Here is a 12,771-nt window from a genome sequence, read left to right as displayed (position 1 = left end):
GCTATCTGGCTTTTAAATAGCAACCAAAATATTATTAGCACATGAACAAAGAGATATTCCTAGTAGCCAGTGGCGATTTAAGAATTGCGGCCAACCAAAATTGTTGGGCCACGCAAAACCAAATGGAAAACGCATTAGCGGCCGTTATCGAAAAATTTGGCTACCGCATTAAAAGAGCACACGCTTACGATCCCGAGAAAAAACATGGCTTTATCGACTCGCAACGTATGGGCATTGAAGTATTTAAAAATATAGATAAAGATGCACCACTAATTGTAGCGGAAAGTGTTTGGCAATATAGCCACCATGTACTTGCCGGTTTAACCACCCACCGTGGACCAATTTTAACCCTGGCAAACTTTAGCGGACAATGGCCAGGTTTGGTTGGCCTGCTCAACTTAAATGGCTCGCTAACCAAGGCTAATGTAAAATATAGCAGTTTATGGAGCGTAAATTTTGAAGATGAGTTTTTCCTAAACGGCATTAAAAGCTGGTTGGAAAAAGGAGATATCAAACATCCTGAAACGCATGTGAAATCATTTGCTTCGGCCAAAATTCCAGCTGCAGATGAGCAGATAGGGCGTGATTTTGCCGCAAAGCTCAAAGAAGATAAGGCCATTATGGGCGTTTTTGATGAAGGCTGCATGGGAATGTTCAATGCCATAGTTCCCGATGATCTTTTACACGCCACCGGAATTTTCAAAGAAAGATTGAGCCAATCAACGCTTTATGCAAAAATGCTTACCGTAAGCGACAGTGATGCCGAAAAGGTATTAAATTGGTTGTTGGATAAAGGGATGAAATTTGATTGGGGAACCGACGACGCAACCGAACTGACCAAGGCACAAACTTTAACGCAGTGCAAAATGTACATTGCTGCTTTACGTTTGGCTGATGAGTTTGGTTGTGATACCATTGGTATCCAGTACCAACAGGGATTAAAGGACCTGGTGCCGGCCAGCGACTTGGTAGAGGGCTTGTTGAACAACCAGGACCGTCCACCCGTTTTTGATGAAAATGGCAAGGAACTTTATGCCGGAGAGGCGCTCCCGCACTTTAACGAAGTAGATGAATGCGCTGGGATTGATGGGTTGCTTACTTACAAGCTATGGAAAAAGCTTGGTATGCCGGGAGAAAATACCTTGCATGATTTACGTTGGGGCGAAGATTTTAAAAGCAATAACGTAGACGATTTTGTTTGGGTATTCGAAATTTCGGGTGCGGCGCCACCTGCACACCATATTGGTGGTTATGCAGGCTCGGACAGCATACGTCAACCGGCCATGTTCTTTAAGTTTGGTGGTGGTACGCTACGGGGAGTGGCCAAGCCCGGAAATTTAGTTTGGAGCCGCATATATGTTATCAATAACGAATTGCATTGCGATTTAGGTGTAGGCAAATCCGTTGAGCTGCCAAAAGAAGAAACGGAGAGAAGATGGAACGAAACCAATTACCAGTGGCCAATGATGCATGCTACTTTGGATGGTGTTACCCGCGATCAAATGATGGCCCGTCACAAAGCCAACCATATTCAAGTGGTTTATGCTACAGACGAAGCCGCGGCGCACAAAGCATGTAGGATTAAGGCTGCGGCACTGGAAGAACTGGGCATTAAAACGCATTTTTGTGGATCAGTAGACGTAGAAGGTTCAAAATTTAATTAAAGATGGACAAAAAATATGTCATTGGGTTAGATTACGGGACCGACTCGGTACGGGCATTACTGGTTGATGCCCACAGTGGTGCCGAAGTTGCATGTTCCGTAAGTTTATACAAAAGATGGGCCGAGGGGAAATATTGCAACCCTGAGCAGTCGCAATTTAGGCAACATCCACTGGATTACATCGAAGGCATGGAAGAAAGCGTTAAGGACATTGTAGCCAAGCTAAATCCAGAAATTGTGGACAACATTGTGGCCATGGCCATTGATACCACGGGATCAACTCCGGGTGCGGTAGATGAAACCGGGACACCTTTGGCCTTATTGCCCGGATTTGAGGAAGATCCAGATGCCATGTTTGTTTTGTGGAAAGACCATACCGCTTTAAAAGAAGCTGATGATATTAACAGCTTAGCAAAAAAATGGGGCATTGATTATACCAAGTATTCTGGCGGATTGTATTCTTCGGAATGGTTTTGGTCTAAAATATTACATATCACCAAAAAGAATGGAGCGGTAGCTCAAAAAGCCTTTTCATGGATGGAGCACTGTGATTGGATGCCCGCTTTTTTAACTGGAAACACTAACGTGCTCACGGTAAAACGTAGCCGTTGCGCCGCCGGGCATAAAGCCATGTGGCACCAAGAATTTAATGGCTTACCTAGCAAAGAATTTTTAGGTACGTTACATCCAGATTTGGCAGCGCTAAGAGATAGGCTTTACAATGATACGTACACAACCAATGAAGTGATGGGTAACCTATCGCCAGAATGGGCAGAAAAATTAGGCTTACCGGCAACCGTAAAGATAGGCATAGGCGCTATTGATGCTCACTTGGGCGCTGTGGGAACTGGTATAGAAGCCTATAGCTTGGTTAAGGTAATGGGTACTTCCACTTGTGATATGGTGGTGGTTCCTAAGCAGGAGTTTACAGGCCTGGTGAACGGAATTTGTGGGCAGGTGGATGGCTCGATCATTCCCGACATGTTGGGAATGGAAGCGGGACAATCTGCATTTGGCGATGTATATAGTTGGTTTAAGCAAATATTGGAATTTCCGATGAAGGAAATTTTGGCCGAAACCCTTAGCAAAGAACAGTTAAAAGCCGCAAGTGATGCAATTTTGCCTAAACTGGCCGAAAAGGCCGCACAAATTCCGGTAACGGAGCATGATTTGATCGCACTGGATTGGATCAACGGGCGCAGAACGCCAGATGTTGACTTGACCAAAAAAGGCGTAATTGCCGGCATTACCTTGGGAACCAGCGCCCCGCATATCTTTAAAGCCCTGGTAGAAGCTACTGCTTTTGGTTCTAAAGCCATTATGGACCGTTTTATAGATCAGGGAGTAGCGATTAAACAAGTGATTGCTTTAGGCGGGATCTCTAAAAAATCAGCTTATGTCATGCAAACTTTGGCCAATATTCTCAATGTTCCCATTAAAGTGGCTACCAGCGAACAAGCTTGTGCCTTGGGATCTGCCATGTTTGCCGCAGTAATAGGAGGAGTATATCAAGATATTGCCCAAGCGCAACAAGCAATGAGCTCAGGTTACGACGCCGAATATTTGCCACAGGCAGAAAAAGCGGCGATTTACAAAAAATTGTACCAACGTTACCTTACTTTGGGCAATCAATAATGGTTAAATAAATAAGTGAGAGGAGTTTAAAGCCCGTTTTCCTGGAGATACGGGCTAATAAGACTTACGAGGCGCTCAAAACTTCGTAAGTCTTTCCTCTTTAACTTTAAAATAGCGTCCTTAACTGCAACGTTTCTGGCCTGTTCAATACCGTGATTCTTTCGCCATAAAATGTTTGGCAAGCGGCTTTAGTTCACTAGAAACCATATTTCCGCCATTCGTGTATTTTCTTTGAATAAAATTTAAACAGGCGCTAAATACTTCAAATAAACTTTTATTAGTTTTGTTACAATGGAAAAGAAGAATTCAGGAACTGTAGGCGTTAAGGAAATAGCCCGATTGGCCAATGTGTCTATCGGAACTGTAGATAGGGTATTGAACAATAGGGTGGGTGTTTCCGAAAAAACCAAGGCCAAAATCCTGAAGATAATCCAAGAGTTGGACTATCAGCCCAATATCTTCGCCAGACGGCTTGCTTCTAAGAAAAAACTAAGATTTGCCACGCTGATTCCCCAGGTATCCGACGAAACCACCTATTGGGAAGCCCCTTTACACGGCATCAAACAAGCCGCAAATGAAATCAAGGATTTTGGTATAGAAGTGGTTACATTTTTCTTTGATCAGAATAATAAGGAGAGTTTTAGCGATAGCGCCTCAAAAATAGCAGTCGGCGAATTTGATGGCATATTGATGGCGCCAATGTTTGAGGAAGAAAGCATTGCTTTCATAGAGCTGTGTAACCATAAAAAAATTCCTTTGGTTTTCATTAATTCGGATATCCCAGGGTATAATAATTTGTGTTACATCGGTCCTAACCTATATCAAAGTGGCTATTTGTCGGCCCATATCGTTCATTATCTTTCACCAGTAGATAAAAAAACGCTGATCGTGAACATCTCTAAGGAAATCGATCTGCACCACCACCTGTTGCGAAAAGAAGAGGGCTTTAGGAATTATTTTGAACAGCACGGAAGTACCAATAAGCTCACTAAAATAGATATCCGACAAACCGATTATCCCCACATTAAACAAAAACTTTCTGATCAGTTAAAGCAGGATGACTATAATATTGTGTTTGTTACCAACTCACGCGTAGCTACCGTAGCCAAATATTTTGAAGAGCATAAAGTGGAAGGCATTAAACTGATCGGTTACGACTTTTTGGAAGACAATATCCATTACCTCAGAAATAAAACCATTGATTTTCTGATTTGCCAAAAACCACAGGAACAGGGCTATAGAGGTGTGATGAGCCTATACTATCATCTGGTATTAAATACTCACATCGAAAAAGAGCAGTTTATGCCAATTGACATCATCACCCGAGAGAATTATCAGTATTACAGCAACTGATAGCCGTTACTTGCGAATTTTCCGTAGAGCAAAAAAATCACCAAAAATTTGGAAGTAGAATAATAATTACTATTTTCGTGTACGTTACCGTTAACCAAATATAACTGTACTCTCAATTTTGTATGTACAACAGGCAATGCCTAATTGTATAATTAAATAAATGAATATTAACCGGCTGATAGGTTTTTTTGGGATTGATGACCGTCGTTTACCATAGGAGTAGCGATAAGTATTTTCCCGATCAAATTGATCCGCAAATGCAAGCTAAACTGATGATAGATAAAATTCCGTATTTCTGTAAAATCATCGCAGTGGGCTGTGGCATGCCAATTTTTTCAAAACTTTTTAGTTAGTAAACCATGTTAAAAACCGTTCAAATATTTTATTTTCATTTTTCGTTTACGTTAACGAAAAAATTTCTTTGGCTGTTAAAGCTTTTTCGACGTTTTCAGCCTGTAACCATAATGCGCTACCAGTACCTTTAACCTCAACAACCTAATGTCTATTATAAACTATTTAAAAAAGAATATGCGAATTAAATTCTATCAACAGTTGCTCTTTGCGGTGCTCCTGGCTTTCGCAATGCAAAATATTGCGTTTGCCCAGGTAAACAGTACCAAAACCATTACCGGTACTGTAAAGCACGAAACCACTGGCGATGCCTTGGCGGGAATCACCATATCATCTGTGAGTACTGGCAAAACGGTCGTTACCGATAAGGAGGGGAAGTTTAAAATCCCCGTAAGCGGCAATAACCCCATATTGCTGGTAAAATCCATCGGATTTAAATCTCAATCAGTTGCGGTAAAAGGCCGTGATAATTTGCAAATTGTCCTGCAGCCCGAAACGGTTAGCCTTAATGAGGTAAATATCACCGTAGGCTACGGCACCCAGAAAAAGAAAGAGGTTACCGGTGCGGTAGGTTCGGTATCGGCTGATCAGTTGGAAACCCATCCGTTAGGTGATATCAATACCAGCTTGCAGGGGAAAATTGCTGGTTTGCAGATTACTTCAAATTCAGGTGAGCCCGGAGCGGGGGCAACGGTTAGGATTAGGGGCGCTTCTTCGGTAAATGGCAGCAGCCAACCTTTGTACATTGTAGATGGGGTTCCTATCAACACAGAAACTTATGCCGGTGGCTTAAACGACGATGGCTCAACCTTTAGTCCCTTGGCCGATATTAATCCGGCAGATATCGAATCTATAGATTTTCTGAAAGACGGTACGGCCTCTATTTACGGCTCCAGGGCATCAAATGGGGTAATTTTGATCACCACTAAATCTGGAAAAAATTCCAGAAAGCCCACTTTAAGGTTCTCGGCCAATACCAGTTTGGCTGAATTGACCAGAACGGTAGGGGTGCTAAACGCACCTCAATGGCGTAGCGCTTATATTGATGCTATTTTTAACAGTACGGGGCAAATGACCACCAAACCATCGGTAATTGATTCGCTGCACCCTTATTATTCCAAATCGATCGATTGGCATGAGATCATGTACAGGCAAGCACTTCAGCAGAAATATGATGTAAGTGTAAGTGGTGGTTCATCTGACAATTCCATCAACTATTATTTAAGTGCGGGTTACAAAAACCTTAATCCAATAGTTAAGGAAACCGATTATGAACAAGCTACGGCCACAGCAAAGGTTTATTACACGTTCAACAAAACCATTTCTGGAAGCTCGTCTTTCAACTTATCCAATACAGATTATACGAGGATTTTAACTGGTTTAAGTGGGCAAAGCGTGGTTTTCCAGGCGCTAAGTACCATGCCTGTTTATAATCCTTACGATCCCATCTCCGGACAGTTGATCCCTTTATTTGAGGGAAGCAAGCCAAATCCTTTGGCCATTGCCCAACTGGCAGCTAACAGGATCAAGCGTTTTAGGATGTTTGGCAACCAAGAATTTAAAGTGTGGATAGCCAAAGATCTTAGGTTTACCACCAATTTTGGATTTGACTACGAAAACAGCGATCTATCTAATTTTACACCGACAAGCTTGCTTCCGCAAGGACAGTTAAGTAGTTCGTATCTGCAAACCACTAAGGCATCTTCTTTCATTAATGAAAATACGTTAACCTATAAATTAACGCTAAAAAACAATCATACCTTTAATTTCCTATTGGGACAATCCTATCAGAAATTCAATAGGGACAACCTTGATTTGGTAGGTAGGGGATTGCCAGATGCGCAATTGACCAATGTAGGTGCAGCCTCGGTGCTGTCAACTTACGTACAAAATATTTCACAAAATGCACTGCTTTCCTTTTTTGCCAGGGCCAACTACGATTTCAAAGGTAAATACTTGTTTTCGGCACTGATCAGGCGAGACGGTTCCTCCCGCTTTGGTTCCAATAACAGGTTTGGCTACTTTCCGGCAGTTTCCGCAGGATGGAGATTTAGCGAAGAGTCTTATTTCAAAAAGTTCCAATTCCTGGATGAAGGTAAGTTACGTGCCAGTTTTGGTGTTACTGGAAATCAGTCGATTGGTAACTACGCAGGACAAGGAGGTTACCTCAATAATGGCTCTTACTTGGGGCAAAATGCCGTGATTTTGTCAGGCATTCCAAACCCATCTCTAAAATGGGAATCAACACAACACAGCAATTTAGGTTTGGAGCTATCTTTTTTCAAAAACAGGTTGAGCTTTGTGGGCGATGTTTACCTGAAAAAAACAAAAGATTTGTTGTTTGATGTAACTGTTCCCGGTACCACCGGCGTAACCACGGTGCCAGGCAACTTCGGTTCGTTACAGAACAAAGGTTTTGAGGCTACGCTAACCAGCGTAAATATTGTAGCGCCGTTTAAATGGTCATCCACCTTTACTTTCGCTTACAATCGCAACAAAATCCTTTCCTTGCCAGATGGACAGGATTACCGGCCAAACTTGTTTAACATGGCTAGGGTTGGTCAGCCTGTGGGGGTATTTTATGGTTTGAAGAAACTGGGAGTTTATGCCAGGGACGAAGATAATGTATATAAAAGGGACGAAAATACGGGCGTGGTGATTCCCTACAGACAAGGATCGGCAAATGGTAAGGTATATAAAGGTGGTGATATGATTTGGCAAGATCTTAACGGCGATGGTATCATCAACGACGACGATTTGCAGATTATAGGTGATCCAAATCCTGATTTTACAGGTGGATTGTTCAATGAGTTCAGCTACAAGAATTTCAGCCTTAGTTTCTTGTTTACCTATAGTTTTGGTGCCGATGTATTTAATGAATTAAAAAGAAGCTTAGATTCTTCGCCAATAGACCAAAATTTCTCTACTGACCAGTTAAGAAGATGGCGAAACCAAGGAGATGTAACCGACATTCCGAGGTTGGTAAAAACCGATCCCATGTTAAATTACGCCGTTTCGGATCACTTTGTAGAAGATGCCTCATTTATCAGATTGCAAAACATTGCACTGAGCTACAGGTTGCCCAAAAACATTCTATCAAAAGTGAGGCTGTCGGGAGCAAGCGTAGGTTTTAGCGTTTCTAATTTGTTCACATTGGGTTCATATTCGGGTTATGATCCAGAGGTTAGCTCCTCTACCAATTCGTTAGCGGGTGGGGTAGACCGAGGCGCATTTCCACGAACAAGGTCGTATAACTTTTCTTTAAACATTAATTTATAGTGCTATGAAAAATCAAAAAACACTATTTACATATATGCTATTACTGGTTTTGGGGCTTTCTGCTTGTAAAAAAGCTTTGGAGCTTAACCCCATTACAGAATATGCAGACGCAAATTTCTGGAAAGAAACATCGCAGGCTACTGCGGCACTAAATGGCGCATATACATTGCTACAGGCCGCCATGGGTCCCGAAGGTGTTTTTTATGGCGAAGCTAGGGCCGATAACGTAGCGCAAAATCTAACTTCGCTAAATACCGAATCGTTAAACTTGCTAACCAATAATGTAAATCCCAGCTTAAGAATTACCAATTGGAGCCAGTTGTATGCCGTGGTAAATCAAAGTAACCTGATCATTAAAAATGTGAGGTTAATGAGCCAAAAAGGCCTTTATGCTAATAAAACCGCCGAATACAACCAAACCCTGGGCCAAGCCTATGCCTTAAGGGCGCTTTGCTATTTTAACATGACCAGGATTTGGGGTGAATTGCCTATCGTAACCCAACCGCTAAAAGATGCTACAGAGAACTACTATGTAGAAAGATCGGATACGGCTAAGGTTTACAACCGTATAGAGTTAGATTTGGATAGTGCAGCCGTTTTATTGCCTACCAGCTACTCGCCGTCGCAAACTACCAAGGCTTTGCTAACTGCTGGTGCCGTAAATGCTATTTACACCGATCTGTATATGTGGCGCCATCAATATGAAAAAGCCTTAACCGCTTCGCAACGGATTTTAAACAATACCGCTAATTATTCCCTAACGTCCCTAACGGATGCTACGGCACTGGAAAACACCACCTATGCCAGGCAGTTTACACACGGTTTTTCTACGGAAAGTATTTTTGAGATCGATTTTAACTTTGCCGAACGTGGTGCCAGGTCTTTCTATATTCAGGTTTACGGCGATATAGGGTTTCAACCGGCATTTCAGGTGAGTGTACCGCTAATGACCAAGTTTTCGCCCAGTGATAAACGCGCAACCATCAGCTATAACGAACGTAGGGACATCACCAAGTTTTTCGATAAAACCAACTTTGTAAGAAGTACAATGGACGATAAGAATATCATCATGTACCGTCTTTCTGATATCCTATTATTGCGTGCAGAAGCTTTAAACCAATTGAACAGACCTGCAGAGGCCATTGCCATTGTAAACCAAATGAAGGTAAGGGCAGGTGAAACTGGTTTATTGCCTTCCGATTATAGTGGGCTGAACAAGAGCCAAGTGGAGGATATTATCTTGAACGAACGTTCAAAAGAGCTTTGCTTTGAGGGCAAGCGTTGGTTCGATTTAGTGAGAACCGGCAAAGCCATCAGCGTAATGCAGCCCATCAATGGTTTAAACAACGAAGACAACTACGTGTGGCCAATTTTCTTGAACGAAATCAGGTTAAACCCCTTGTTGAAACAAAATTCATACTATCAATAATTAATCAAACTTGTTATGAATAAGAAATTAATCATCATTAAATCTTTAGCTATTGCTTTAGCTTGCACTGGCTTAAGTTGTGGCAAGTTAGAGTTCCTGAAAAACGAACAGCCACAAGCGGTGGATGCAGGTGCCAATTTAAAAGGAATGACCTTTGCCGATTTCCTTAAAATAGATCATAGCTCAGACCTAACCAACTTGAATCTTTATGCAGAAGTAGTTAAAAAAGCTGGATTAACGGAGTTTTTAAACCAACCAGAAAACTACACCGTATTGTTTTTAACCAACCAGGCAGTGAACAATATGGTTAGTAGTTTGGGATATACCAACCTTAACGACGTGCCAAGCATCGTACTTCGCAACATTTTGTCTGATCAGATATTTAAAGGCAGGTTACGTTCATTTGATTTGGCCATTGGCGAAACCAGAAAGTTTGAAACTATAAACGGAAGCTTTATTTATTACACCAGAAGTGCAACCAGCTCAAACGAATATGTGCTTACGGCCAACAATTCTACCGATTTAACTTCGCCGCCTTCAACCATTAGAAGCCAGAATTTGGAATTCAAAAATGGTATTGCACACGTTACAGACCAGTTCACCTTTTATAAATTGAAAGATGCGGTACCTGATGCTCCCTCGGGCTCGGTAGGTGCGCAAACTGATATCATTCATGTAACCAAGGATCTTTTTATCCAGAATGGTACCGCAAACAGGAACAAGAACTTTAACAATGCTACCAGTATTGATATGAAGAATTCGAACGGTAAAGATGTTTCTGTAGATAGGATGGGGCTATTCCAATTTCCGTTGACCACACCTAGTTTTGGAAACAAAATTGGATTGGCTAAAATCAACTTTTACGTGTATTTTACTGGTCTGGCTTCATCGTTAACCGCTTACGCAGGTGCTGATACCAATTTTGATGAAACTACAGTGACCTGGACAACCGCACCTACTTATGATAGGGTGAGTTTAGCCAATGTTTCGTTGGCCGCCGGGCAAACTGGTTGGATCACCATGGATGTAACTTCATTGGTGAGCCAGCTGTATGGCAGCAATAAAACATTCCTGAATATTTTGATGAATCACAATAACGATAACTTCGTGAAAATCTATCCTAGGGAGTTCGATTCAGGAAAATTCAAGGCTTATTTAAGTATCTCAAGTCCGCCAGCCACCATTTTAACTTTTGGAAATGCGGCCGCCCTTAATGTTTCGGCAAAAGATGGTTTTGCTAAACTTAGCACTACGCAGCTCAAAATGAATGGCGCTGATGACAAAAATATCAGCTATATCATTAATCAGATACCTACTAACGGTTATTTGGTGAAATATGGTATCCCATTGCCTGTTAACGCTAGCTTTTCACAAACCGACTTGGTGAATGGTTCGATCAAATACCTGTACTCCGGAAGTGGAAATACAGATGAAATCATCGTAGAGGCCAAAGACAACAATGGCGGTTTTTACAATACGCCACTTAAAATTACCGTAAACATCCAATAAAATGAAGATCAAAACATTTACGCTCTTATTTCTTTGCATCCAGTTCTCGGCCTTCGCCTGTAAAAAAGCAAATACACCAGCGGCCCCAAACCAAAGAAAGGGAAGTACTTTTTATGTGGATGCCAGAAATGGTGACGATAGTAATAATGGAAAAACACCTGCAAAAGCATGGAAATCGCTACAAAAGGTAAATGCTTACCAGTTTATGGCCGGTGATTCGCTACTTTTTAAATCCGGCGATCGTTGGGCGGGGCAGTTAATTCCAAAAGGATCTGGCGATGCGGCCAATCCCATTGTGGTTTCCGTTTATAGCGGCACAAAAAAAGCTTTGCTGGACGGAGAAGGAAAGGTATCAGAAGTATTAAAATTAGAAGATGTAGACTATTGGGAGGTTAATCACTTGGAAATCACCAATAACGCAACCACTATTGGAAGTAGATTGGGAGTACTGGTGAAAGATAATGGCGCTTCGAGAAAGCATATCCACCTCAAAAACCTCTACATCCACGACGTTATGGGCGACTACTCTTTCGAAATGAAAGGAAAGAACACCGGTGGTATTGGAATTATCGGCAATGCCGAAAGCAAATTTGATGATATCCTGATTGAAGATTGTGAGATTGCCAATGTGGTGCGTTTGGGTATTTTCACCAATTTAACCGATGGCAAAAAAGCGGTGAAAGGTAACAGGCCTATCACCAATTTGGTGATCAGAAGAAATAAAATCCATCATTGTGCTGGCGACGGTGTGATTGTGAGATACACTTACCGAGCACTGGTAGAGCATAACGAAGTGTGGGAAACACACCATGCTGATGAGGAATTGGTAAGATATGGAGTAGCCTTATGGTGCCGCAGTACCGATGAAACCATTTTTCAATACAACGAAGTGTACCACACCAGAGGTGGTAAAGACGGGCAGGCGTTTGATGCAGATGAAGATGCCTATCGTACCGTGATCCAATACAACTATTCACATGATAATGAAGGTGGTTTTGTACTCATTACCAGTACTTCAGAAGATGCCATCATTAGACACAATGTGAGTGTAAACGATGGTATAAAAGGATTGCATGTATTCGATTTCCCGGTTTGGGCAAACCATGTTAGGGGAACGGCCATTGCGCACAACAATACCATCGTATTAAATAAGGCGCATGAGGCGGTGGTTATTGCCGATGAAGCCTTAAACACTTCTAAATTTTATAACAACATTTTTTACCATGAGGGACAGGGGGAATTGGTGGTGAAATCTGGAGGGCAAACGGCCATTTTCAATGGGAATGTTTATTTCGGTTACGAGAAGTTTTATGTAAAGGATGATCAGGGAATTTTTACAGATCCGCAGTTGGTAAATCCATTGAACTACGGTAAAGGTTTTGCCTCTGCAACAGGTTTTAAGCTTAAAGCTACCAGTCCAATTTTAAACAAGGCATTGGCCAAAAGCGAAATAAAAGGTAACTATTGGCTTCCCGACTTAGGCTCAAAAGATTTCTATGGAACCAACATAAACCTAAGCAAATTTACGCCAGGAGCTTATCAAGCAAAATAA

At 41.9% G+C, this 12,771-nt stretch carries 7 protein-coding genes; all 7 read left to right on the top strand.

The features are described 5' to 3' along the window. Nucleotides 1–41: 41 nt before the first annotated feature. The 7 genes from DUT71_RS05425 (at nt 42) to DUT71_RS05395 (ending at nt 12,771) form a co-directional block, all read left to right on the top strand. The gene (locus DUT71_RS05425; protein WP_113661495.1) at nt 42–1,664 is read left to right on the top strand and encodes a fucose isomerase; all 1,623 of its coding nucleotides are present in this window, start codon (nt 42–44) and stop codon (nt 1,662–1,664) included. Nucleotides 1,665–1,666: 2 nt separating this feature from the next. Next, the gene (locus DUT71_RS05420; RefSeq protein ID WP_113661494.1) at nt 1,667–3,298 is read left to right on the top strand and encodes a ribulokinase; all 1,632 of its coding nucleotides are present in this window, start codon (nt 1,667–1,669) and stop codon (nt 3,296–3,298) included. Nucleotides 3,299–3,589: 291 nt separating this feature from the next. Next, complete coding sequence (locus DUT71_RS05415; RefSeq protein ID WP_113661493.1) at nt 3,590–4,651, top strand: LacI family DNA-binding transcriptional regulator; 1,062 nt, start codon at nt 3,590–3,592, stop codon at nt 4,649–4,651. A gap of 498 nt (nt 4,652–5,149) precedes the next feature. Beyond that, nucleotides 5,150–8,281: a SusC/RagA family TonB-linked outer membrane protein gene (locus tag DUT71_RS05410; protein ID WP_113661492.1), complete on the top strand. Its 3,132-nt coding sequence runs from the start codon at nt 5,150–5,152 to the stop codon at nt 8,279–8,281. Nucleotides 8,282–8,285: 4 nt separating this feature from the next. Next, complete coding sequence (locus DUT71_RS05405) at nt 8,286–9,710, top strand: RagB/SusD family nutrient uptake outer membrane protein (protein WP_113661491.1); 1,425 nt, start codon at nt 8,286–8,288, stop codon at nt 9,708–9,710. A 15-nt stretch (nt 9,711–9,725) separates the two neighbouring features. After that, nucleotides 9,726–11,219: a CBM96 family carbohydrate-binding protein gene (locus DUT71_RS05400; protein WP_113661490.1), complete on the top strand. Its 1,494-nt coding sequence runs from the start codon at nt 9,726–9,728 to the stop codon at nt 11,217–11,219. A gap of 1 nt (nt 11,220) precedes the next feature. Beyond that, entirely contained in the window at nt 11,221–12,771 is a 1,551-nt protein-coding gene (locus DUT71_RS05395; protein ID WP_113661489.1) for a right-handed parallel beta-helix repeat-containing protein, read from the top strand.

Source organism: Pedobacter nanyangensis (genome assembly GCF_003313505.1).
GTDB classification, from domain to species: Bacteria; Bacteroidota; Bacteroidia; order Sphingobacteriales; family Sphingobacteriaceae; genus Pedobacter; species Pedobacter nanyangensis.
Note: the sequence above shows the minus strand (reverse complement) of the source record. Positions and strands in the feature narration are given on the sequence as shown.

Bases quoted from the DNA above. Each gene is read 5' to 3' on its own strand.
- DUT71_RS05405 (WP_113661491.1), top strand. From the start codon at position 8,286: ATGAAAAATCAAAAAACACTATTTACATATATGCTATTACTGGTTTTG.
- DUT71_RS05420 (WP_113661494.1), top strand. From the start codon at position 1,667: ATGGACAAAAAATATGTCATTGGGTTAGATTACGGGACCGACTCGGTA.
- DUT71_RS05415 (WP_113661493.1), top strand. From the start codon at position 3,590: ATGGAAAAGAAGAATTCAGGAACTGTAGGCGTTAAGGAAATAGCCCGA.
- DUT71_RS05410 (WP_113661492.1), top strand. From the start codon at position 5,150: ATGTCTATTATAAACTATTTAAAAAAGAATATGCGAATTAAATTCTAT.
- DUT71_RS05425 (WP_113661495.1), top strand. From the start codon at position 42: ATGAACAAAGAGATATTCCTAGTAGCCAGTGGCGATTTAAGAATTGCG.
- DUT71_RS05395 (WP_113661489.1), top strand. From the start codon at position 11,221: ATGAAGATCAAAACATTTACGCTCTTATTTCTTTGCATCCAGTTCTCG.
- DUT71_RS05400 (WP_113661490.1), top strand. From the start codon at position 9,726: ATGAATAAGAAATTAATCATCATTAAATCTTTAGCTATTGCTTTAGCT.